The sequence below is a fragment of the Bacteroides sp. 2_2_4 genome, assembly GCF_000157055.1.
GTDB classification, from domain to species: Bacteria; Bacteroidota; Bacteroidia; order Bacteroidales; family Bacteroidaceae; genus Bacteroides; species Bacteroides ovatus.
On record NZ_EQ973356.1, the window covers coordinates 707,881 to 733,100 of the forward strand.

Sequence of the window (25,220 nt, forward strand, 5' to 3'; positions counted from 1 at the left end):
ATGAAGAATTTAGCATATCAACAGAAAGCCGTAACCGAATTGGTAGATAAAACTATCCGCCTGTTAAACCTTGGAGGGCAGCGCAATAAATTAGTGTTCGAGGCGACTACCGGAGCCGGAAAGACCGTGATGGCTTGCCAGATGCTGGCAGGACTGATGGACGAATTGCACGACCGTGGTGACAGCCGTTACCAGGAAGTGGCATTTATATGGTTTGCCCCACGCAAACTGCACATACAGAGTTATGAAAAATTGAAAGGCGCATTCGAGGAGACACGCACGCTTCGCCCGGTAATGTTCGATGAACTGGACCAGAATGAAGGTATCCGTCCCGGTGAAATACTCTTTGTAAACTGGGAAAGCGTGAATAAGGAGAATAATGTAATGGTACGTGAGGGTGATTGTTCACTTTCGCTTTACGAAATAACCGACAGGACGAAAGAGGAATTCGGCCTACCTATTGTAGCCATCATTGATGAGGAACACATGTTCTGGTCGAAGACAGCGGACAAGTCGGCTGCCGTGCTCGATAGAATCAATCCGACTGTGGAGATTCGTATTTCTGCCACTCCCAAAACTGCCAATCCAAAGGAAAAGGTCACGGTCTATCGTCAGGATGTGATTGCTGCAGAAATGATAAAAAAGGAAGTGGTGCTCAATCCGGAAATAGAGCTGAATTTCAGTGATGAACTGGAACTCAATGCCAACCTTATCAAAGCGGCATTGGACAAGCGTAACCAGATAGCCGAAGCGTATAAAGCGGTAGGTTCCAACGTCAATCCCCTGCTGTTGATTCAGTTGCCTAACGACACCAAAGAGAGTATGACAGCCGAAGATACAGCCATCGCCGACCAAGTAAAGAAATATCTTGAAGTGATGTGTGGCATCACAACAGACAATCATCGGCTGGCAGTATGGCTTGCCGGCGAGAAAGAGAATCTGACAGACCTTGAAAAGCCGGATAACCTGACAGAGGTATTGCTTTTCAAAGAGGCGATTGCCTTGGGTTGGGACTGCCCTCGCGCAGCGGTATTGCTCATCTTCCGCAAATTGCAAAGCGACCAGTTTACCATACAGACAGTGGGGCGTATCATGCGTATGCCGGAGCAGAAACATTATCAAAAGGAGATACTGAACTCCGGCTATGTGTTTACCGACATCGCAAAGGACAAGATACAGATTGTTACGGCGGATGCCGGATATATCTTGAACAATACCATTACCGCGCATCGCCGTGAGAATCTGAAAAATGTAAACTTACCGTCAAGCTATACAGAACGCCCCAATGTAGAACGTAACTATTTAGGCCCGGACTTCCGTAAGGTGTTACACGAAGAAGCCCGCAGGTTTTGGGACTTTGTGGAAGGCAACTTGCTGTTCTCGTTGGAGGAGTTGGCCAAGTTGGATAATGATGAAGAAAGCAATACATTGCCGGATAGCGATGACCTTCAAATCAATGAAAACAGGAAAAAGGTGGCTAACTCCTTGCGCCTTGATGTAAAGAACATCAATATCGAGATACCGCAAGATGTACACTTCCAAAATGAAGAACAGGTGCTGGAAGTTGATACTGTAAAATACGCGAGAAAAGCCACGGAGATAGACCGTGTGTTTATGGCATACATTGCCACTAAAGGCCATCAGTTCGAGAGCAAAGGAAGAACTGACAAAATAGCAAGTTACCTGTTAGAGATACTTGCCGATTTCTTTGGAATCTATGAGACGGAAGCCAAAAAAGTGGTACTCTACCATTCGAACCGCCCCAAATTCGACCGTATCATCGACTCCGCTTTGGAAAGGTATGCCCGTATCCGTGACAAGGCCCGCAAAGAATCGGCAGCAAAAAGAGTATTCAGGAAATACGGCTGGGAAGTGCCGGAAGAACGGACATACGATAACGAAACAAGTCACATAGAAGAAACCGGTAATCATGCGCTACTGCCATTTGTGCAACTCAATCAGGCTTCGAATCCGGAAAAAGATTTTGTTGCCTATTTAGAACAGAACAGCCAATACATAGACTGGTGGTATAAGAACGGGGATAAAGGCAAACAGCATTACGCCATAGAATATACCACCGGAGACGAACAGGCAAAATCACTCTTCTACGTGGATTTTGTAATCCGGATGAAGAACGGACATATCTATCTGTTCGATACCAAAAGTATAGGCAGCGATGTGTTTGCGTCCGACAAGCATAACGCCTTGTTGCAATACATAAAAGAAAACACAACGGAAGAACAGCCGCTCTACGGTGGTGTCATTCTTCGGAAGGATGAAAACTGGTTGTTCTCGCCGCTTCCCATAAAGAACACTACCGACACATTGAACTGGAATTGTTTCTATCCTCAAAACGCATGATGATTATGGCAAAAGGAATAGACCCCAAATTTGTACACTATGGCATCCGAAAGGATGACTTGGCTATGATAGAGGCAATCTGTGAAAAAGAAGAGATTGACTTTGATTGGCTTAGTGAAGACATACTTAAAGCGTATCACGCTAAGAAAGTAGATGTGATAGAAATGAGTGACAACGATACGGAAGAGATTATCCGTAACGCCATTCAGAAAATTCGTCAATAAAATTTAGATGCCATGCTCATACAGAAAATAAAAATAAGCAACTATAAAACCTATCTGGCCCTCGACCTTGATTTGACGGTGGATGATGACAGGCCAATCATCCTTATCGGAGGATCGAATGGTGGTGGTAAAACGACTCTATTTGAAGCCATCAGTGGGGCTTTGTACGGGTTGAAAATAGAGAGCAAAGAACATTTCATTGAATTGCTCAATCAAGGTGCTATAAATACAGCGAAGCCGGAGATAAGTCTGCAAATAACATTTGTAGGCAAAGTATTAGGACAACAGCAAAAATACATCTTGAAAAGAACCTACGTGCTTAATCCACAAGGAAGACCTCTCGAAAGTGTCTCTCTCAACATGAATGGCAATATGTATGTGTATGGTACCATGACAGCCGCCAAAGACAGACTACGTGCCGAACAGGAGATAAACAAAATCATCAAGGCTAATCTTCCCCAGGAACTCAGCCAATATTTCTTGTTTGATGCCATGCAATCGAGCGAACTACTGAAAAAGAACGTCTTTCAGCAAACCATTCGAGATAACTTTGAAAACGTGCTCGGTTTCAAAAAATATCTACAACTAAAACACGCATCAGAAAAACTCCAGCAGGAATGGGCGCAACAACGTTTAGAAGCAGAAAAGGAAGCAAAGGAATACAATGCCTTATGCGGTCAAAAGGAACAGTTGATAAGTGAGTTGAATGAATGTCTTGCCGAACAAGACAGGCTGTACAAATATATGACTTCGGTAGAAGAAGAGTATCAACGTGCAAAAGAAGGTGCGCAACAAACAGCCAACCTGAACAAACGCATACAAGACATTGACGGCAAAATAAAAAACATCACTGACGAAGCTGCAAATTATGCAGAGGTCTTGAAGTCGTTTGTAGAGAACATTGAAATCAATGTGTTCCTGCCCAAACTGGCATCAAACCTGTCGCAGGAAATCAACAATCTTCTCCGTGTAAAAGAGCAGCTACAAAAACAGAATACCGGTGCCTATCCGATAGAAACGTTACGTGATGTAACCTCCAAAATTATAGAATATCTAAAAGAACTGTCCCTATGTAGTCATGCGGTGGATGAAGAAAATGTAGTAGCACATATGGTAGCTTTACAGAATGCTACCAATACAGAAGATCCATATGATTATTTAGACGATTCGGAAGTAACTGCTCTTCGTGAACTGCCCGGCAAAGGCGGTCATAACCAGTTCGTTTCTATCGACAGAAAAAGACAAGAATTAGAGGTTCAATTAGCGAACATAGATAATTTGAAATCAGAAAAGCGCACATTGGAACAGACTCGTTCCGGTGGAAATAGTATGCTGATAGCCAATTATGAGGAAGCCAAACATAATATAGAAAAGCAAAAATCGCTGGAAGGCAACTTGAAAGGCGAAATCCAACGTTTGGAGAAACGCATTCATCAATACGATGTACAGATACAGCAAGAGCCGGATTTGAAGTATGACACATTGATGAAACTTCGTCCATTCTTCGACAAAGTGGCAGATATGCTTTTGAAAAAGAAAAAAGCACAGATAGAAACGGAAATGCAAGAGCAACTAAACAAGTTGCTTGTTTCCTATAAAGGACATGTTGGGCGTGTTGAGTTATCCGATAGTATGGAAAAATTCAATATTAAGCTATACCATACAGCCGGAAATGAAATCTCATTGAATCAACTCAACGCTGCATCCAAGCAGATATTCATTCAAGTTCTTTTGAAAGTGCTTCGTAACTTAGGCGACTATAATCCACCGGTGATGATAGACACGGTGATGGGCGTACTTGATAATGAAAGCCGTGATGCACTTATGGAAGAGTATTTCCCGCAGTTGGCAGAACAGACAATTCTGTTGTGTACCACTTCGGAAATCAGAACGGACAGCGACTATATAAAGTTAGAGCCATTTATCTCAAAGACCTATACCCTACATAGGAATGTGGAAGAGCAACGGACAACCATAGATGAAGGCTATTTTGGTATCACGCTTAATCAGTAGTAACGACATGAGTATCATCAATTTTTCAAATACACGTCAAATGGAAGGTCTGCTGGATGAAATCAGTCCTGTCAAAGATCTGATGGAGAATAAAATCAATCTGTCTCGTATTGTGGACAGAGAAAAGCGTGTGAGTCTTACCCTCAATAAGGTAATGAGAATCTGTTTCATTGTGGGACTGAGTATTCCTGCCGAGCGAAAAGAGGAAGAATTTAAGGACATTCAGCTTTCAACAAGTTCTGCACGTATTGTCCCCAGTTTCTTTACCATGCACGACTTGTCAACCCTATATGCAGCTCTTTTGAAATTACGATATTCAAGTTTGAATATTGACTGGACCCAGAACGCCACCCTTTCACGTATCATAGCAGCGGAAATGCTTCGTGGTCGTGATTATCTGATAAAAGAAAACAATTTGGATACATATTTGTATTCTATGGGCAGCAAGGTGGCTATGACAAAAGACATTCCAGTGCTTAATCTACTTGTGGGTAACTATGGAGACGAGGAAATGGAAGCGAACCTTGACATCAACAGCCGCAACATTACCAACTCTCAAATTATCATAGCTGGAGCTACCGGATCTGGAAAAACAAACTTGTTAGCTGTATTGATGCAGCAATTTAGAGCGTTGTCTTCCGAATCGCAATATCCTGTAAATTTTCTGTTATTCGATTATAAAGGAGAATTTAGCGATATCCAAAACAATCATTGGCTCTCTCACTTTGATGTGGATCGCAGTTGCATACTTGACCCCATCGAGCATCCGCTTCCATTCACTCCGTTCAAAGACTTTACAGGGCGACCTATCAACGAAATCAATCTCTATTCGTCTGAAATGGCATCAGCTCTCTGTTCCATTGACAGAGTTTCGGCAAGTGCCAATATGAATAACCGGCTGAGTGAGGCTATTGTTGAAGCATATAAGAAAACCAGCGGATCGCCTATCACATTCACAATGATGTTGAAGGAATATCAAGCTAAAATGACCGACCCTGCAAAAGACGACAGTATTTCGTCTGTACTTAAACAGTTGGTACGAGCCAATATATTTGAGGAAGAGGACAAAGCTGATTTGATTGGTGATTGCTATATCATCAAGATGGATGGTTATCCGAAGGACGGGCCTATTGCCAAGGCAATCGTGTACTTCTTAATCTCTAAGCTGAATAACATCTATGAACAGTTAGAAAAGCAAGCAACAAACGACGATGTGGTTCAGATACGCCATTTCTCCATTATAGACGAAGCTCACTATATGCTTGACTTTGACAATCGTCCTCTGCGTAATCTGATTGCCGTAGGTCGAAATAAGGGATTAAGCATCATTCTTGCCACACAAAATATGAGTAGTTTCAAGAGCAAAGGATTTGACTTTTATGCCAATGCTCAATATCCGCTCATTATGAAGCAGCAAACTATTGATGACAAGGTTATCAAGGATTTATTTGGTGTAAGTGGCAATGAACTTCAAGAAATTCGCACTGCCATTGCTGGGCTTCAAAAGGGAGAGCTGATAATCAAAGACCAAATGGCTTTTGCACTGAGTATGGGCAAAAAGTACAAGAAAATCAATGTAACGCACTTGATATAAGCAAGATTAGATTATGATAAAATTACCTTTCGAAATAATCCAACTTTTGTGGAGTTGTGGAAACAATCGAGTTGAGCATCTTAACGGATTTGCTACTGAATTTAGTGAAGCTACATTTGATATTGTTTCCACCTCACCCTTTGTTATACGCGCAAATAATACAGAAATACTTCTTACGCGAGATGAAAATGATCATAGTATTGATGGTTATCAATATGTCGTATTAACAAACAAGATACCTCGCAAAAGTGAATTTCTTAGAGGAAATATTTTATCTATCAGATGGATTAAACACCCCAAAATAGACACCTTACGTCCTGAGGAAATAACAGCTTCTTGGAGAGGTAAATTCCTTTATAAGAAGGAAAATATTCAAGAATCCATTTTAGGGCTTCGTGCTCCGCAACTTGGAGCTATATATGCGTTTATGTCAAAGGCTCAAATTCATCATGGCAGAAATATAATAGTCATGCCAACTGGGACAGGAAAGACAGAAACCATGTTAAGTATCCTCATTGCGAATCAATGTGCCAAAGTACTTGTAACTGTTCCATCTGATGCGTTAAGAGACCAATTAGCAAATAAATTTTTTACTTTGGGCGTACTTCACAAATTTGGAATAGTTACAAGTGATTGCTCTTATCCGAATGTTGGTATTGTTAAGGAAGGTATGGATTATAATGGTTGGTACACTTTAATTGAAAAATCAAATGTTATAATCACGACTATGCCTCTTATTACAAATTGCGAATCGGAGATTATAAATTTATTAAAGGAAAACATAAGTCATCTATTTGTTGATGAAGCACATCACTCCGAAGCTAAAACATGGAGCGAGTTCATCGACTCTTTTGATGATGAAAAAGTCACACTATTTACCGCAACTCCATTCAGAAATGATAGCCGAAGATTAAAAGGAGATTTTATATATAACTTTTCCTTAAAAGATGCACAATCGCAGGGATATTACAAACCTATAAAATTTATTCCAATAAGGGAGTATGATTTAATTCAAGCTGATAAACATATAGCCGAGGTAGCTGTTAAGCAACTCCGTTCTGATATGGAGAATGGATACGACCATATTCTTATGGCTAGATGCAGTACAAAACAAAGAGCCAAGGAAGTAATGGAGATATATCAGCAATACTCTGATTTAAATCCGGTGATGGTATTTAGTTCAATGCCAAACCAAAAATCAATTTTAAACAACATAAAAGACAAAAAACATAAAATTATTGTCTGCGTAAATATGTTGGGAGAAGGATTTGATATGCCTGAATTAAAGATTGCAGCAATTCACGACGCAAAGCAGAGTTTACCAATCACCTTACAATTCATAGGTCGATTTACACGTACATCATATGATTCTAACCTTGGAAATGCAAGTTTTATTACGAACATTGCATATCCTCCAATATTGGAAGAGCTAGAAGAACTATATGCTAAGGATGCAGATTGGAACAGCTTGTTGCCACTCCTAAATGATGGAACGACTGAACAAGAAAAAGATTTTAATCAATTCATCCAGTCATTTAACAATTTGGAATTATCAAAAATTCCATTCCAAAGTATAAATATTCCATTAAGTGCAGTCATATATCGAACTTCAAACACGTGGAATCCCAAAGCTTGGGAAAATATACTATCTCCTGAGATTTATGATTATCGTTTCGGAAGTAGCACCACAGATGGAGATACATTAGTTGTAATCGGAGGCAGCATTGAAAATGTTGATTGGGGTAATGTCGAATGTGTACAGAATTTACTTTGGAATATTCTTGTCATTCATAGATATTGTACACCCAAATATAACCACGCCTACGTATATAGTACTTTAAGTGAAACGGATGAGATAGTAAAGGCGATTTTTGGCGAAGATGATACCTGTAAAATTTCAGGGCACTGTGTATTTCGTGTCTTCCACGATATAAGACGTTTTGCCATTGTTAATTTTGGAGGAAGAAAAGCTCGAATGGGTAATGTTTCGTTTAAGTCTTACTATGGGAAAGATGTTCAAGAAGGTATTTCCATGACTGAGCAAAAACAATTAACGGCGAATAATTTGTTTGGTAACGGCTATAGACGTGGAGAAAGGGTTAGTGTAGGTTGTTCTGTAAAGGGGAAAATATGGAGTCATACAAGAGGTAATCTACTTGAATACACAAAATGGGCTAGAATGATTGGGAAGTTAGTTGAAAATGAGAAAATAGATCCTAATTCTTTTATCAATAACACTTTAAGAGTTCAAGCAATTTCTGAATTACCCCAAATTGCACCTATTGCAATTGATTGGGACCCGGAATTATACAGAGATTACCCAGAGCATGGAATATTCTTATCTCATAACCTTGTTGACTATCAATTATGGTATGCTACTATTGAATTAGCGGATTACGAGATAAAGAGCACAATTACGTTTAATATACTTATTGAGGATTCTAAATTCACCTATATAATCGAGTATTCCGAACAGGATAGCCGCCCAATATATCGCGTTAAACAGATACGGGGAAATAAACTAAAAATGAGATATGGTACTCGTCTCTATGATGATATTTGTGATTATTTTAATAATGACGATGCAGCACCTGTTATATATTTTGCTGATGGTTCATGTCTTTATGCTAATAATTTAGTGCGTGTAAATTCCGATATTATCCCATTCCCTCAAGAAAAATTGATAGGTATAGATTGGGCGGATACTAAAATTGAAAATGAATCACAACATGTAGTACCTTATGAGACGGACTCTATTCAATACTATTTTTCAAGATACATCTCGGAAAAATTCGATCTGATTTACGATGATGACGGTAGCGGAGAAATTGCAGATTTAATAGGATTCAAAAATGAAAATAATGCAATACACATGCATTTATTTCATCTCAAATACGCACATGGAGGAAAAATAAGCAATATGATTTCAAATTTTTATGAGGTTTGCGGACAAGCTCAAAAATGCTTAAAATGGAACGATAGAGATAAAAGTCGCCAATTATTTAATCGTCTTTTTGCTCGGAAGATAAAAAAATATCAAGGAAGAGAATGTTCTAGAATACTCAAAGGGACTGAAGAAGAACTCGAACAATTAAGCTCACAGGTGAACTGGAAAAAAGATCTGATTATGCACATCAATATTGTGCAACCAGGATTAAGCTGTTCAAATCCAAGCCCAGACATACTTAATTTGTTGGGTTGTGTCTCTTCATATATTAAGGATGTATCAAATATTGATTTGAACGTATATTGCAATCTATAAAAACATTGTTTTAACAACTATAGGATATGAAGCCAATACGAGTATTTTTATTAAAAGGGAAAGAAAGCATGATTGACCACGTAAAGAGCATCCAAACTTTAGGATGTGCTTACTGGAAAAAGTCTCGCAATAAAAAATTGGAAGTTGGGGATATATGCTATTTATATCTTATCGGTAAGGGGCATTATCAAGTACGCTATCGTCTTGAAGTCGTTGATACAAGTTGTGTTCGTGAAGATAGTTCTTGTTGGATTACGCCATTTCAGGCTGATGAAAATTGTTATAAACTAATACCGACTTTTACAATGTACGAAGGCAAGGAATTGTCATTAGATACATTGGAAGAGATCGGTATCAATCGACACACGCAATTCAAAGAGCTCAATGAATTTCAGGAAGATTTTTTAAACAAGTATTTTGAATGATATGAGTATGCCCAATGATACAAGACCACAAATTATCAACGTGACACGCAAGCCATCAAAATGTCCGGTTTGTGGCAGTGAAGTCGTTGATATTGTGTATGGCACCGGGGATATGACGGAAATGGATTTCATGCTTGAATATCGCAAGACCGCCATTATGGGTGGCGACAATATACCTCTCCGTCCACCTATTTGGTGCTGTTCGTGTGGATGCAAACGATTCAGAAAAGTAAACGAAGACGGAACGGATGCTCCTGTAAAGGTGAAAATGTTGAAAAACATCCGCAAGGCACCGGTGTCTAAAATCATCTGGACATCCCAAATGACAGAAAGAGCATTAGAAAACGATTGCATTTCTGTGATACATCAATACCAGTTAGAGATTACCACCGAACTTGACGAGCATGAGACCTTGAAAGTCTCAGCAGTGAGCGGCAGTGATGCAGAAGACCTTGCAATGGAATTGGTTACTAAAGGAATGATAGGACTTAAAGGTCGTAAGTGCGTAAAAATAGACACCCACGTATGATTCATCCAAAAGATGGGACAGCGTCCCACTTATTGGATTGGGACTGAATATAATCAAGGACTATACAAGGATTGATATAATCTCCTTTATGACGAATGGTCAGATGCAGATGTTCCCCGGTGCTGCGGCCTGTACTGCCGGTTATGCCTACCACTTCCCCTGCCTTGACTATTTTCCCTTTCGACACAGAAACCTGCGACAGGTGACAATAGCTGACGGTGAAGTTGCCATGTTGTAACGTGACATACTTTCCGGAGACTTTATCCTGTCCTACCTTCAGCACTCTCCCCTGCATCATGGCAAACACCTTGGCACTCCGGGCATGGAGGTCAATACCGTTGTGAAACTTCCTTTTTCCGGTGAACGGATCCTTGCGATAGCCATATGGTGAATTGATCTTGACATACGAGAGCGGATAGCATACGCTGAGATAGCGTGCTACCTGCTCTTTCTTTTTTGAGTCCGCACTTGACAAAGCAACCTTGTCGGGTACGGACTTCTCGTTTTCAGAGGTGATGCTTTCGGGTGTCGCCTCTGTTCCGTTTGACGTCCGGGATGGGGTTTCCACAGCGACTTTATAGTGATTGCCCGGACAGGAAACCGTGTTGAACTGCGCTTTCACATGGTTCCCGGATAATAACAAAAGAAGGGCTATAACGATTCGTGTATTACTCATAGATGCAAATGTAGGAACAGTTCTCCGACCGTGCCAAAAGATGTCTTGATTTACCTCCAAAATATAACATTAAATAAGTTCAGAGTATGAATACTGCATTATAATCATACTTAAAGCATAAATAAACACAAATAATTAGGCTATTTAGAACTACACTAATTGAAGTATGAACAATAGTATATACCTTTGCCAAAGTATAATCAAAATATCATATTAAAGTATGAAACAAGTACGATTTGAATTTGAAGAACTGCCTTACGAAACTCTCTCGCAGTTCGGACTCACACAGGAAATGATTGAAGACCTTCCTATGCGCATTTTGGAAGAACTCAGTCACGGCAGGCACTCGCCTGTGCTTCCCATCAAGGTAAACGATGATAACGGAAACACGGTCACCGACCATAGCCGATTCGCTTTCGTGCGCAAGGAGAACGGAGAAGCCGATGTCGTGTTCTACCCGGTGCTGAAGAAATCCTCCTTGGAGAAGTACAGCGAGGAACAACAGAAGCAGCTCCGTTCCGGCAAAGTCATTCTTGCCGACACGGTAACGGCTGACGGGCGAAAGACAAAAGCCTTCGTACAGATCGATACCGAGACCAATCAGGTCATGTCCGTCCCCACGCAGGTCATCGCCCGGAACCTTCAGGTGATGGCAGAAGAACTGAAACTCAGCAATGCCGAAATCAAGGTGATGCAGCAGGGCGAACCGCTGACCTTTGTGATGCAAGACGAGCCTGTAACAGTCGGCATCAGCCTGCACGAGAAGGACGGCATCCGCTTCTGTCAGGGAGACGCCAAGAAATGGAACGAGCAGACCAAAAGAGAATGGGACAAATACACCTTCGGCTGTTACGGTTGCTGGATGATGGACGATGACGGCAATCTCGACTATATTCCGGAAGAGCAATACACGGAAGAACTCTGGAACGAACAGAAAAAGAGTGCCCAACGCAATATGGGTGCTGGACTTCACAAGTAAAACCTTTCAAACACTGTAATTATGGCACAAAACACCTATTATCCCGAAGAAGTGCTCATCGAGAAGATGGAGCGCGGAGAATACGGCTGGCTGGATTACGTCAACCACTTTTCTGCCGAATGGCAGGAAGAACTGGTGGAATACTGCAAGGCGCACTCGCTCACGATTGACGATACGGCAGCCGAGCAATTCGTCCACTACAAGAGTGAACAATTAGAAGCCGCCATGGAAAGCGGTGAAGCATAAACACGGACTATGGCAATACGAACCAACACAAACCCGATGAGACCGGACTTGCAACCCGAAATGCGTGCTCTTTTGATGCGCAACGGTATGCAAGCCCATGTCGTACCTGTGGGTGACAGCTACCAGCTGGTAGTACAGGGGCACGATTCCCCACTGTTACGATACCCCATCAGCAGGCAGCAGATGCAGGCCCTGACCGACTGGGGAACGAACCATGCCAACAAGAAAGCCTACGAGACCTTCACGGACATCGTAAAGGAGGATTTTGATATGCCCCGCAACTTCGTCCACGCACGCAACGCCAACGGTCGTGTGGCAATGGGACTTCACGGCTACCGTATCGGCATCGGTGAGTATGGCAGGGTCGGCAGGTACGGTATGCCGCCCCCTTTCCTCGGATGGACTCCCAGACAGCAGGAAGGCTATCACTTGCGCAGAGTCGGCGGCCGGCTTTTCTATGCAGGTACACCTATGGTGGCAGAACGCCCGGACGGGCGCATGAAACCCGGCGAATTGCAATCGGGCGGTTACGGATTCTACTACAAAGGGCATCGGCAACCGCAAGAGCAGGTACAGCCATTCCAGCAGGATGTCTTGCAGGATTTGCAGGCAGTCATCACCCCGATGGTAAACAAGCCAAGAAGCGAAGAACCGGCAAAGCCTTACAAGGAGCTGATTACCTCACCCGTCTATTTCTCCAATGAGAAATGGCAAGAATGCCTTTCGTCACACGGCATCATCGTGGATACGGAAGCCGGAACACTGACCATCCAGTCGGAGAAAGTCAGTGCCGATATGGTCTATGACCTGACAGAAGAGGAATTATCCGCACTGACCTCCAATTCCATTGAAGAGCATCCGGTTGAAAAACGCCTGGAGATTCTGAACAATGTCATTCAAAATGACTATTCCGATAAGGTCACATTGGAATCTCTGAACAGCAAGGAGCGCATCAGCATTGCCCTGCATCCCGAAGTGGAGCAGGATCTGGCTATGCGGAACCGGCAGGAACAGGACTTGCTCCTGCCATTGGAATCCGATAACAGCCTTGCACCGCACTCTACCGAACAGACCGTACTGCAAGAAGACGAACATATCATCAGAGAACCACAAGAAGGAGCCTTGATTGACGGACGGGACTTGTCATACATCAACGAAAACAAAGGCTGGTACCGGGAAGGAGAACACGGACGTGAAGTGGAAGTGGAAGCCATCGCCGTACAACCAGCAGAAACAGAGGGCAAATACAAGATGACCGCCATTATCAACGGAGAACCCATCACCCATGAAATCAGCCAGAAACAGTACGACAAGTTCCTGGCAGTCGATGACTACCACCGCATGAAGCTCTTTTCCAAGATATTCAACGAAGTGGATATGAAGACCCGTCCCGAAATGAGCAGCGGATTGGGGACGAAGATATTCGCCGCACTTGCCGCAGGTGCGGTTGTGTTGTCGGATGTCGCCCACGGGCTGCACCATCCCTGTCCGGAATTTTACGGAGAGCGTTTCAGTTCCGCACCTCGTCCTTATTTCAAGCCGGGAGTGGACTCGCCGATGGATGTGGCAGCAAGGAACTTTGAAGCGCAGATGAACAAGGAGGTGGCAGAGATGCGCAGAGGATTTTAAGGAATAAAAGGAACACGGAAATGGCAAACGGAGAACTGACATACGATGACTTCCTGCAACGGCTAGACATTCAGGATATACTGATGGACGCAGGCTATCACCTGAACAAGCGTGACGGCTTGCGTTATCCGTCCTATATCCGCACGGACAGCAACGGCACACGCATCCGGGGTGACAAGTTCATCGTCACACCGAACGGCAAATGCTGTTTCCAGCCACCACAGCAAAAGCTCTATAATATCATATCCTTTATCAAGGCATTCCCTGAGAAGTTTGCGGAACACCGGAACGGCGTCTCTCCAGACAGGTTGGTCAACCTTGTCTGCAACAGGCTGTTGAACCAGCCCATCAATGACAGACCTTTGCGCATCATCCAACCCAGACGGGAGAACACTCCGTTCAGGCTGGATGATTACGACATCCACCGTTTTGACGTGAAAGACAGGGAGACCCACAAGCGTTTTTATCCCTACTTCAAGAACCGTGGCATCGACATCTTCACGCAACGGGCTTTTGCCAACCATTTCTTTCTGGCTACCAGACACCGTTCAGACGGTTTGGCGTATGCCAACCTTGCCTTTCCACTGGTACTTCCCAAAGAGCCGGACAAGATTGCAGGACTGGAGGAACGAGGCCGTCCCAAGATGGACGGTAGCGGAAGTTACAAGGGCAAAGCCGAGGGCAGCAACAGCAGCGAGGGCTTGTGGATAGCCAATTTCAGCGGTGAGCCTTTGCAAAAGGCAGGCGGCGTTGCGTGGTTTGAAAGTGCCTACGATGCAATGGCTTTCTACCAGATACACAGGAATGGCTTTCGGGACAACCCTGACCTTTCCAAGAAAAGCGTGTTCGTCTCCACGGGCGGCACTCCCACCGATATGCAGATTCGCGGTATGCTTTCCGTCACTCCGGATATAAACCACTACTTGTGTTTTGACAACGACAGTGCCGGACGTGAGTTCGTGAAAAAATTCCAAGCCATAGCGGAATCCATACACATCAGTTCCGACCGTATAAAAGTATTTCCCTTGATGCCCTGTTACAAGGACTGGAACGATGCCCTGCTTGGCAAGACAAGCGAGGAATACCTTGGCAGCATCAAGGACGCGATTATCCCATTGGGGGCACCACTCGGTACAACGGGATGTGCAACTGACAAGGAAGAAGAACACCGACAACCAAATATACACAGATAAGAGCCATGCAACAACCGATATACAGAGAGATTTCACTACGACCGCAAACGGCACAGTTCTTCATCGACGAACTGCCCTTGCTGTTGCTTTGTCCCGTGGGACTGGTCTATGGAGGAATGGAGAACGCCCCTCTTGCATCTATCGCCACCCTCCTTGCCGTTCTCCTTTCCCTCATTTTGATTTACCGGCTTATATACCTGAAACGCATACGCTATCACGTCGGTAGCGAACAGCTGACTGCCGAGCATGGCGTGTTCCAACGCAGTATCGGTTACATCGAATTGTACCGTGTGGTGGACTTCCACGAACAGCAGAGCTTGTTGCAGCAGATTTTCGGGCTAAAGACTGTCACGGTGTTGTCTATGGACAGGACCACGCCCAAGTTGGAATTGACAGGTCTGCCCAAACGAATCAATATCGTGGATATTATCAGAGAGCGTGTAGAGTTTAACAAACAACGAAAAGGAATCTATGAGATCACCAATCACTAAAATAACGATGCTCCTATTCTGCATCATCTTGTCTGTCACGGCGAAGGCGCAGATTGTCACGACCAATCCGTTGGAATATGTGGCATTGGCAGAAGGCAACGAACTGATTCTCGGCAAAGTCAAAGACCAGATGGACGGGCAGAAGAAAACCGCCCTTTTGCAGAATACCATTGCCGCAGAGTTCGAGCAGATGCGCCAGTGGGAGAAGAAATACAACAGTTACCTTAAAACGGTAAGCGGTTTCGCATCCTCGCTGAAAGCCTGTACCCACCTGTACAATGACGGTGTGAGGATTTTTATCTCGCTATGCAAGTTGAAAAAAGCCATCAGCGACAATCCACAGGGCATTGTCGCCGCAATGAGCATGAACAACCTGTACATCGAGACCGCAACCGAACTGGTGACGGTATTCTCCCTGCTCCGTGATGCCGTGGCAAAGGGAGGCAAGGAGAATATGCTTACGGGAGCGGAACGGAGCCAGACCCTATGGGCATTGAACGACCAACTGTCCGCATTCCAAAAGAAACTCAACCTGCTTTACCTGAGCATCAGGACTTACACGATGACGGACGTGTGGAACAACGTGACGGCAGGTATGCTGGACAGGAACAATGGTGAAGTGGCACGAATGGCAATGAACAGGTGGCGCAGGGCAGCAACGGTAAGATAAAAAGATGGAGGAAAGAGAAAATGAGACGGGCAATCTTTATCATAATCACACTGCTGTGCATAGGCGTGAAAGTCCACGCGCAGATAGACCCCACCCTTGCCGGAATGGTTCTCATCTATACCGAAAAGTCCAAGAAGACCTTGAAGAACCAAGAGAAAATCATGCTCCTGCAAACCACCGGCCACATCTGGACGAAAGAGGAGGTGGAAGCCGTCACCGACCTGCAACGGGAGTTCAATGATTATCTGGATTCATTCCGTTCGGTCATCAGTTACGCCGCACAGATATACGGCTTCTATCACGAGATAACCCATCTCACGGAAAACATGGGAGAGTTCACCGGGCAACTCAGGAAAAGTCCTGCCAATGCCGTAGCAGTAGCACTCTCTACGAACCGGAACAAGATATACCGGGAACTGATATACAACTCCGTGGAAATTGTCAATGACATACGCACGGTCTGCCTGTCAGACAACAAGATGACGGAGAAACAGCGGATGGAAATCGTGTTCGGAATCCGTCCCAAGCTGCAACTGATGAACAAAAAGCTGCGACGGCTGACCATGGCGGTGAAATACACCTCGATGGGTGACGTGTGGGCAGAAATCACGGAACGGGAACAACCCAAAGCCAACAAAGCAGAGATAGCCAGGTCTGCCATGAAACGGTGGAAACGAAGCGGAAAGGCCGGCGCTTTTTAACATAACGAGAATATAAAAACAAAAAGATATGGGATTCTGGAGTTCATTATTAAAGACAGGCGGCAAAGCCGCAGGAGCGACAGGCAAAGCCGTTGGCGGAGCCGTATTGCACCCATCACAGACCTTGCGAGGGGCAGGAAGCGCATTGAAGACGGCAACCGTAGGAGCCGCGGCCGGATATGTCGGCTGGGAGAAACTGACCACCGACAAGAGCGTGGTGCGCATCGTGAGCGATGCCGTCATCGGAGAAGACACCACCAACGCCATCAGCGGCACGGCGAAAGCGGCTACCGAAACGGTAAACAAACTTACCGGCAAAGCCGAACAGACTTTTGACAACGTGAGCCAGGCGTCAAGTTCGCTATCTTCCACGCTCGATGGAGCGTCCAATTTTTTAAGCGGTGTTTCCAACGGGAATGCCGGGAATATGTTAGGCAACTTTTTCAGCAACCTCGCGCATGGCAGAGTATCGGGATTAAGCATAGTCGGATTGATTGCCGGGGCATTCCTCGTGTTCGGACGTACAGGCTGGCTCGGCAAGATAGCCGGTATCTTCTTGACCATGATGATGATTGGCAACAATACCCAACGCCTGCAAGAAGTGTCCGTTACCGACAACCAGCGTCAAGCCCGTCCACAGCAGGAACAGGAGGAACAGACCCATAGCGGAGGAATGAGAAGATAAGACAGTCATAATACAATACTATTCTACAAATGAAATACACGGAAGAAATGATTCTACAATCCCCAAGCGGCTATTGTATGCCCTTTGAGGAAGAAAAGAATAAAGAAGTAACCTTATCAAAAGGCTACGGGGAACAGAAAGATGTCGTCACCGGAGAGACATCCTTTCATCACGGCATAAACTTCCATGCCAGTCACCGTCCTTTGGCGGCAGTGGCAAGCGGTGTCGTGTCAAGTATTGGTACGGACAAAGAGCATGGTGTATATATTGTCATACGCTACGGCAAATACGAAGTGACCTATGCGCATCTTGCTAATATATTCATTCGTTTCGGACAAAAAGTAAAAGCTGGTCAGACGGTAGCCATCAGTGGAAACGACCTTCACATGGAAGTGGCGTTTGACGGCGAGGAACTGAATCCGATAGAGTTCCTGACCATGCTTTACGGCAATATCCAGGCACTCGGCAAATCGGAACACGGTGCGGCACACGAGTTCACTCCGTTTGACGGTGAGATTAAAACCAGGTACGACCGTGACAAGGAGGAAATCGAGGAACTGATGCTCCGGTTCCTTCCCGTCTATATGGAAGACCTGTTCCGTGGCGAGTACATCGTACCCGAATATACAGAACAGTCCCTGCGTAATGTGTTCACCGTGGGAGCGGCCAAAAACTACTTCTTTGAGTCGATGCCGAGCATGGCGAACCCTTTGGGCATAGGCGGCCGTGCCTTGCCTTTGGCGGGCAAGGTACAGAATCTCCTGATAGCGGATTTTCTGAATTATCTCGCTCTCAGACACAATGTCTATCTCTCCACCATGAGCGAGGAAGTAAAAAAAAACTTCAATCCGAGGCAGTAGCCGACAGTGGCATTATCGACCCGTTGTCGGAACTGGAGATAGATGTACAGAGCTTCGATATTCCGAGAATGGTGTCCGTCTATCCCGACCGTGCCGGAGTCCGATGGTGGACGAAAGCATGGTTCAATAACCGGGAGGAAGGCGAACATTCCGTAGAAATCGACCGGATGGCCGCCATCCGTTTCATTCAGGACCGGATAGAAAAGGATGAATGGCTGGAAGAGTTCTTCCCCAAGCAGATGGAGATATACCACAACGCCATAGAACAAACCAAGGAACAACTGTTGAACCAATTGAATTATTAAAATATGGGCGAAATCAAGCATACAGCACGCTTTGCGGAGATAGAAAGGATATTCGGTGACTACTTCAATAGTCACCTTGCCCCTGTCATGCGAGACACGCAGGACTATCTCAACCGCAAGCAGGTGGAGGAAATGGCAGCGTATTCCACCAGTGCAGCCGGCATCCTCGGTTCTATGGCGGCAGCCGCTAATCCGATGATGGATCCGTACCAGACACTGAAAGTGACCGGGGAATGGAACTCCAAGACCACGGAGGACTACATTGAAATGTGCAAGGATAAGATTGCAAACAATAAGGAGATACAGGCAGACCTCACGATAATGGCAAACGAATGGCGTACCGCCGTGGTGGATGAAATCGGCAGGGAAAGATATGATGAACTGTCCGGGCAATTAGGTGGCGACCTCGCTTACGCATATACGGAATACCGTATCGGAGAGTTGATGATGGGCAAGATGGTCAAAGACAATATGCCCAAGTCTTCCGCTGAATACATCATGCGCAAGGCGGCACAGAACACGCTTTTCGGGCTGTCATACACATTGAACCAGTCACCGCTTGCCGCAGAAATCGAGCGACGTGGGGAAGCAGCCTACAAACCGTCCAAACTGGAAAAAGGGACAGGCAAAGTCATCGGTGCAAGCATTGATGCCATATCACTCGGCGGTGCGGGAAGCTGGGCGAGCTTTGCCAAATTTGTCGGGGTTGACCTGGCATTTTCAGCACTGACTTCCTCCAAGGACAAAACAGGAAACACTGCATCCGTTGAAGATTGCATCAGCAAGGGCGTATTCGGAAGTGAGAGGAATGTCTTTGACAGATTCCGTAAAGATGCCAATGAAATTCGAGCCAATGACAATCCTTATATCATCGCCACCAATGAACGGCTGACCAAGAAGATTCCCGTACAGGGTTTTGATTTCAGGGACTGGATGAGCCATAACGCCCAAGCGAAAATGCTGTTTGATTTTATTGCCGGCCAAAAGATAAAAGATGAGCGATATAAGGATATTCCGATGGTCATCGCTCCGGAATACATGGAAACTTATTTGCAGGATATGGAGAAGAAAGAAGAGGTTAAAGGTCAATCCGCGCTTGCAAACAATCCGGGACAATCGGGAAACACCCATACCGCACAATCCGTCCAACAAGCCAATGAAACGGAAACGACGGAAGAATCAAGGGAAGAAACAGCCATTGAATCAGGACAGAACCGACAGGCAGGACAGCAAACCGCCAATGCCAACGAAAACGGCTGGGGCGATTTTTTCTCAACCTTGGGATTGAGTGGCATGGGAGACATAAGCAAAAATTTGGGTTATGTGCTTGCCATGTTGCCGGATATTCTGGTGGGTATGTTTACGGGCAGGACAAAATCATTGGATTTGGGAGACAATGTACTGCCTATCGCCAGCATCGTCGCCGGCATATTCATTAAGAATCCTATTCTCAAAATGATGATGATCGGACTGGGCGGTGCCAATTTGTTGAACAAGGCAGGACACGAGGCATTAGGATGGAAACGGAATGAAGATAACGGTTTGAATACGGGAAACCGTTCCGTCCGATACCGGGTCTATGCAGACGAACCGCTGAATCCACGGATTTCCGGTCCGATACTGCAAGGGAACAACCTTATCGCAACCATAGACCATGTACCCTGCACCATCCAGTTGCCTGAAAAAGTGGTGTCAGCTTACAATGCCGGGGCATTGCCGCTTAATACCCTTGCCAATGCCATCCTTGTCAAGAGCGACCATACCCAGCAACTGATGTCGCAGAATTACGAAGAGAACGACAGGGAAACGATTGTGCGTACCAGAGGAATACAATAAAACAGCAACAGATATGAAAGAGAAATCACAGTTTGAGAAAAATGCCGCCGACAAACAAGTGGAACTGCTCTCCGGAGCGTTAAACGGGGCGGTCAGCGCGGGCGGCCACTGGCTCAATGCCACAGGAAAGGGCTATCCCAAGTTTTATCCGGCAGGCGTGGCGGTCAGTCCGTTCAACGCCCTGTTCATGGCTCTGCACTCGGACAAGAACGGATGTAAGAGCAACCTCTTCACCTTATATAGCGAAGCAAAGGCAAGAGGCGAATCCGTCAAGGAACACGAAAAAGGAGTACCGTTCCTGTTCTATAATTGGAACAAGTACGTGAACAGGAACAATCCCAACGAGGTCATATCAAGGGATGACTACCAAAAACTTTCTCCCGAAGAGAAGAACCGATACAAAGGCGTACACAACAGGGAGATACGCACATTGTTCAATATCGACCAGACTTTGCTGCCCCACGTTGACAGGAAAGCATACGATGACGCATTGGCAAAATACGGCAACAGTGTCGAGCAAGGATTCGGGGAAAAGGAATTGCGTGAGCTCAGGCCGAAATTCAATGCCTTCGTACAGTCTATTTCGAGAAATCTGGCACCGGTTCGCACGGATGGCAGCGGTGTGGCGCATTATGACAGCCAGAAAGACGCGATATATATTCCACGGCAAAAGGATTTCGCACATTACATCGATTACGCGCAGGAGACCCTTCGGCAAATCATAGCAGCCACCGGACACCAGCAACGCCTTGCCCGTGAGGGAATGGTGATGAAAAACGGGATTCCCCCAACAGAGGATGCCGTCAAGCAGGAACGGCTGATTGCCGAAATCGCTTCGGGTATCAAGATGCTGGAAATGGGACTTCCGGCCCGGTTGTCGGACGAGAGTGTCAAACTGGTGGATTATTGGAACCGTGAACTGAAAGAGAACCCTTGTCTGATAGATGCCATCGAGAGCGATGTGAACAATGCGCTGGAAGTGATACGCAAAGCGGAACGGGGCGAAAAAATCGAGTATGCCACCTATCGTAACTACCGCCAGACAGAACAGATGCGGGAGCAAATGCCCAAGCATTTCTTCGTGGCTGACGAAATCAAGAAGCATCCCGACAAGGAAAACAAGACCATTGTCCTGGTCATCGACAAACAAGGCAAGAGTGCCGATGTGATACTCCCTGCCGGTGCATCCTTGGAGGTGAACAACGAAATCAAGGGAATGAGCAAACAGCGCATACAAAGCGCATTGGAGAAAAGCGGCATTGAAAAAGTGCGTTTCTATAATCCGGACGGTGCGTTGGGCTACCGTCCCGATGACCGTTACTTCGCCGAAAAGCAGATAGAGGTGGCGCGTCTGAAAAACTGGGCATTGGAAACACTCTCCACCATCGATGCGCACCCTGCGGTGAAGCATGCTGACAAACCCTGGTTTGAGAAGATACAGATGGTACAGGATGACAAAAACCGCTGGGCTTTATTCATCAAGCCGGAAGGAAAAGCCGGTTACAGCGTCTATCCCGAAAAGGATGACCTGAACCGTTTCTTCACCACGCTGAAACAGTCATTAGATAATATAGACAAGGTGCGTGGAGAACTGGCCAGAAAATACTATGCCCTTGCCGAGAGCAAGCCGGATCTAAAAGTGGACCTGTTCCACACGGCAGATGAAAGCATTGACTTGAACCGCATACAACGAGTGGCCGTGTTCAAGACAAAGAACGGGGCGATACTCTGCGCTCCCACCATTGACAACCAGAAACCGCAGCCCCGAAGCGTCACACCACAGCAATGGCAACGGATGTGGGTCGCCGAGGACAGGAACAGTTTCAAACAACATCTGGCGGCAACGCTTTTCGCGGACGTGCTGAACAAGAGCCAGGCACAGGAACAGACCTCTTCCGAAAAACAGGAGTCGGAAGTGGAAACGAAAATCAGCCGTGACGAGGAAATCAAGCACGACCAGCCTAAAGAGGAAGTTGAAGAAGAGGAAGAGGTATCAAAAGGAATGCACCGATAAACAGACAAAGCAATGAGCAAGAATAAAGAATATGTGGAGAAATACGCCGAGTTTGCGATGGAACAGATGCGCAAATACGGCATCCCGGCTTCAGTGACCTTGGCACAGGGCATACTGGAGAGCAGCAACGGGCAAAGCCATATGGCCCTGAACGAGAACAACCATTTTGGTATCAAAGCCACTCCGGGGTGGATTGCGCAAGGTGGCAAATACGGCATTTACACCGATGACAAGCCCAACGAGAAGTTTTGCAGCTACGACAGCGTGGGCGATTCTTACGAGCATCATTCCAAATTCCTTGTAGAGAACAAACGGTACGCGGAATGTTTTGACCTGTCTCCTGACGATTACAAGGGTTGGACGAAAGGACTTGCCAAGGCCGGGTATGCAAGTGGCGGCAATTATGCCCAAAGTCTGCAAAAAATCATTGAAGCAAACGGGCTACAGCAGTATGACCGGATGGTCATGGCAGAAATGAAGGCAAAAGGATTGGAAACAGAAACCGGGCAAGCGGTTACGACAAACACCTATTCATTCCCGGTCGAGCGCGAAGAGTTCCTGTTTGTCACTTCACCGTTCGGAATGCGTACCGACCCCATGAATGCTGACAAGCTGCAAATGCACAAGGGTATAGACATCCGCTGTAAGGGCGATGCGGTGTTGGCTACCGAGAATAACGGCAAAGTGGTGGCAGTAAACCAAAATGCCAAAACCGCCGGAGGCAAGTCCGTAACCATTGAATACGAGAGGGCTGACGGAAGCAAGATACAGAACACTTATATGCACCTGTCCTCTGTTGATGTCAAGGTGGGTGATATGGTGCAAGCCGGACAGAGACTCGGTGTTTCAGGGAATACCGGGACACGGACTACCGGCGAACACCTGCATTTCGGAGTGGCACAGATTACCGCTGACGGACAAAAACGAGACATTGATCCCGCAATCTATCTGGCAGACATTGCCCAAAAGGGAAACATCAAGTTGCAAGCCTTGCATAATGGCAACGACCTGTTGGCTAAATACAAAACGGAGGTTACTGCCACTCCCCAGGAAACAAAATCACAAAGTCCTGAAGAGTGGATGAAGAAACTGTTATCCTCGGAAGACAGCGGTGTCGGACTTTCAGGAACGAATGACCCGATTATGGATATGGTGGTCAAAGCCTTTTCCTCGCTGATGATGCTGGCGGTAGTCATTGACAACAAGAACGAAGAGGAACAGAAAGAAGCCATTTCTGAAATGGCAGGTAGCCGGAAGGTGGAACTGACTTCATTGTTGCCCCACATGAAAAGTTGTGCCCTTGTCATCGGAGAGAACAACAAAGCCGTATTGCAGGCAGACAACGGTATCGTGCAAGTCTCACGGGAACTCAGTACCGTTGAATTGAGCCGGCTGTCCGCCACCTTGAACAATCCGGGACTTACGGAGGAAAGCAAGCGTATGCGAGTGGCAGGAATGGTCAATGCCATTGTGTTGTCACAACAGGCATCCCAGAACTTCGAGCAGGGAATGTCAGAGCAACAGGGCCAGAACGAGCAAATCAGAAGATAATGAAAAGCGTGATGATGGAAATAGGATTGTTGTTTGTCGGACTGTCCCTTGCAGGACTGCATACCCTTGTATGCTACCGGCTGTTCGGTCTGGTGGTGACACTCGTGATTGTGGGTGTGCAGGTTGTCATTGCGTCAGGGATAGTCTGGATTAAAATCCGTGCGCCCGATTAAAGACGGAACGTATATGCGGGTAGTTCACATTTAATAGGATATTCCGGTCAAATGGTCTTGGTTAAAATAAAACTACAAGCAATATGATTAAGTGTAACGTAACAGTGTGCGGAACCATCAGCAAGGCGGCTGTAGTGCGCACCAACAATGAGAACAAGGCTTTCACGGCATTTGCCGTAAATTGCGTGATTCCAGCAAGAAACGGTATCGACAAAACAGTGGAAATCTCTGTCGCCAAGGATGGAGAGGAGTACAATCGGGCTGACTATACCGTAGGCAAGAGAGTGGAAATTTCCGGTGTGTTGACTTTCAAGAAGCGTGGAGACAACCTCTATTTCAATCTGTCGGCTTCATCGGTTAACCTTACCGTGGCTTCAAACGAGGATTCCATCAAGGGCGAAATGCTCTTCCGTGGAAAGACAGGCAAGAACATCGAAGAGAAGACAGACAAGAAAGGCAAGAATTTCTTGCAGTTCTCCGCATTTTCTGCGGAAAAGGTCAATGACGGCTTCGAGTACCTGTGGGTACGCTTCTTAGGCTTTGACCGTAAACGTGAGGAGTGGCTGCAACCGCAGACCGGCATCGAGGCCAAAGGTGAACTGGAACTGTCCGTCTATAACGACAAGCTGAACATTACCTGCAAGGTATCGGAAATGTCGGAATATGTGAAACAGCCGTATAACCCTAACAACTGACAGCCATGGCCGGTTACAGGAAAAACAGCAATGACGGCCCGTCCGCGGAGGACAAGGCTCTTGACCTCTTTGCGGAAATGATGATTTTATGTTGACGTCAACATAAAA

General features: G+C 45.7%; 23 protein-coding genes. 22 read left to right on the forward strand and 1 reads right to left on the reverse strand.

Annotated features, from left to right (window positions below; translation table 11 throughout):
- Genes BSCG_RS21365 through BSCG_RS21335 form a run of 7 tightly spaced genes read left to right on the forward strand, consistent with a single transcriptional unit; the run spans window position 1 to window position 10,408 of the window.
- A complete protein-coding gene (locus BSCG_RS21365; RefSeq protein WP_008771387.1) occupies window positions 1-2,361 on the forward strand; it encodes a DEAD/DEAH box helicase in 2,361 nt (786 codons plus the stop codon).
- A 5-nt stretch (window positions 2,362-2,366) separates the two neighbouring features.
- Window positions 2,367-2,585, forward strand: a complete 219-nt coding sequence (locus BSCG_RS21360) for a DNA modification system-associated small protein (protein ID WP_008771386.1) — start codon at window positions 2,367-2,369, stop codon at window positions 2,583-2,585.
- Between the two features lie 12 nt (window positions 2,586-2,597).
- A complete protein-coding gene (locus tag BSCG_RS21355; RefSeq protein ID WP_008771385.1) occupies window positions 2,598-4,598 on the forward strand; it encodes an AAA family ATPase in 2,001 nt (666 codons plus the stop codon).
- Window positions 4,599-4,605: 7 nt separating this feature from the next.
- Window positions 4,606-6,192 carry an ATP-binding protein gene (locus tag BSCG_RS21350; protein ID WP_008771384.1) on the forward strand — a complete coding sequence of 529 codons (1,587 nt, stop codon included), beginning with the start codon at window positions 4,606-4,608 and terminating at the stop codon, window positions 6,190-6,192.
- A 13-nt stretch (window positions 6,193-6,205) separates the two neighbouring features.
- Window positions 6,206-9,454, forward strand: a complete 3,249-nt coding sequence (locus BSCG_RS21345; protein ID WP_008771383.1) for a DEAD/DEAH box helicase — start codon at window positions 6,206-6,208, stop codon at window positions 9,452-9,454.
- 26 nt (window positions 9,455-9,480) lie between these two features.
- A complete protein-coding gene (locus BSCG_RS21340) occupies window positions 9,481-9,879 on the forward strand; it encodes a hypothetical protein (RefSeq protein WP_008771382.1) in 399 nt (132 codons plus the stop codon).
- 1 nt (window position 9,880) lies between these two features.
- Window positions 9,881-10,408, forward strand: a complete 528-nt coding sequence (locus BSCG_RS21335) for a hypothetical protein (RefSeq protein WP_008997482.1) — start codon at window positions 9,881-9,883, stop codon at window positions 10,406-10,408.
- 1 nt (window position 10,409) lies between these two features.
- On the opposite strand, the gene BSCG_RS21330 is transcribed toward BSCG_RS21335, so the two are convergent.
- The gene (locus BSCG_RS21330; protein ID WP_008771380.1) at window positions 10,410-11,084 is read right to left on the reverse strand and encodes a M23 family metallopeptidase; all 675 of its coding nucleotides are present in this window, start codon (window positions 11,082-11,084) and stop codon (window positions 10,410-10,412) included.
- A gap of 220 nt (window positions 11,085-11,304) precedes the next feature.
- Here BSCG_RS21330 and BSCG_RS21325 point away from each other — a divergent pair, with 220 nt between their 5' ends.
- From BSCG_RS21325 to BSCG_RS21260, 15 genes are all read left to right on the forward strand, one after another.
- The gene (locus BSCG_RS21325; RefSeq protein ID WP_008771379.1) at window positions 11,305-12,063 is read left to right on the forward strand and encodes a DUF4099 domain-containing protein; all 759 of its coding nucleotides are present in this window, start codon (window positions 11,305-11,307) and stop codon (window positions 12,061-12,063) included.
- A gap of 21 nt (window positions 12,064-12,084) precedes the next feature.
- The gene (locus tag BSCG_RS21320) at window positions 12,085-12,309 is read left to right on the forward strand and encodes a hypothetical protein (protein ID WP_008771378.1); all 225 of its coding nucleotides are present in this window, start codon (window positions 12,085-12,087) and stop codon (window positions 12,307-12,309) included.
- A 9-nt stretch (window positions 12,310-12,318) separates the two neighbouring features.
- Window positions 12,319-13,938 carry a hypothetical protein gene (locus BSCG_RS21315; RefSeq protein ID WP_008997480.1) on the forward strand — a complete coding sequence of 540 codons (1,620 nt, stop codon included), beginning with the start codon at window positions 12,319-12,321 and terminating at the stop codon, window positions 13,936-13,938.
- Between the two features lie 20 nt (window positions 13,939-13,958).
- A complete protein-coding gene (locus BSCG_RS21310) occupies window positions 13,959-15,131 on the forward strand; it encodes a toprim domain-containing protein (RefSeq protein ID WP_008775164.1) in 1,173 nt (390 codons plus the stop codon).
- A gap of 5 nt (window positions 15,132-15,136) precedes the next feature.
- Window positions 15,137-15,622 (forward strand): PH domain-containing protein, encoded by a 486-nt coding sequence (locus BSCG_RS21305; RefSeq protein ID WP_008775165.1) that lies wholly within the window; start codon window positions 15,137-15,139, stop codon window positions 15,620-15,622.
- A complete protein-coding gene (locus BSCG_RS21300; protein WP_008775166.1) occupies window positions 15,603-16,292 on the forward strand; it encodes a hypothetical protein in 690 nt (229 codons plus the stop codon). The genes BSCG_RS21305 and BSCG_RS21300 overlap by 20 nt, the downstream gene beginning before the upstream one ends.
- Before the next feature lie 20 nt (window positions 16,293-16,312).
- Entirely contained in the window at window positions 16,313-16,993 is a 681-nt protein-coding gene (locus tag BSCG_RS21295) for a hypothetical protein (RefSeq protein WP_008775167.1), read from the forward strand.
- A gap of 28 nt (window positions 16,994-17,021) precedes the next feature.
- Complete coding sequence (locus BSCG_RS21290) at window positions 17,022-17,678, forward strand: hypothetical protein (RefSeq protein WP_008775168.1); 657 nt, start codon at window positions 17,022-17,024, stop codon at window positions 17,676-17,678.
- A 29-nt stretch (window positions 17,679-17,707) separates the two neighbouring features.
- Window positions 17,708-18,538: a M23 family metallopeptidase gene (locus tag BSCG_RS21285; protein ID WP_008775169.1), complete on the forward strand. Its 831-nt coding sequence runs from the start codon at window positions 17,708-17,710 to the stop codon at window positions 18,536-18,538.
- 23 nt (window positions 18,539-18,561) lie between these two features.
- Complete coding sequence (locus BSCG_RS21280; protein WP_008771370.1) at window positions 18,562-18,843, forward strand: hypothetical protein; 282 nt, start codon at window positions 18,562-18,564, stop codon at window positions 18,841-18,843.
- Between the two features lie 3 nt (window positions 18,844-18,846).
- Window positions 18,847-20,679: a hypothetical protein gene (locus tag BSCG_RS21275; protein ID WP_008775170.1), complete on the forward strand. Its 1,833-nt coding sequence runs from the start codon at window positions 18,847-18,849 to the stop codon at window positions 20,677-20,679.
- 13 nt (window positions 20,680-20,692) lie between these two features.
- A complete protein-coding gene (locus BSCG_RS21270) occupies window positions 20,693-22,693 on the forward strand; it encodes a zincin-like metallopeptidase domain-containing protein (protein WP_032849340.1) in 2,001 nt (666 codons plus the stop codon).
- Between the two features lie 12 nt (window positions 22,694-22,705).
- The gene (locus tag BSCG_RS30810; protein WP_008771367.1) at window positions 22,706-24,244 is read left to right on the forward strand and encodes a glucosaminidase domain-containing protein; all 1,539 of its coding nucleotides are present in this window, start codon (window positions 22,706-22,708) and stop codon (window positions 24,242-24,244) included.
- A gap of 11 nt (window positions 24,245-24,255) precedes the next feature.
- On the forward strand, window positions 24,256-24,417 hold the full coding sequence (locus BSCG_RS29880) for a hypothetical protein (protein WP_175285319.1): 162 nt from the start codon (window positions 24,256-24,258) through the stop codon (window positions 24,415-24,417).
- Window positions 24,418-24,500: 83 nt separating this feature from the next.
- Window positions 24,501-25,112, forward strand: a complete 612-nt coding sequence (locus BSCG_RS21260; RefSeq protein WP_008771365.1) for a hypothetical protein — start codon at window positions 24,501-24,503, stop codon at window positions 25,110-25,112.
- The last annotated feature ends 108 nt before the right edge of the window (window positions 25,113-25,220 follow it).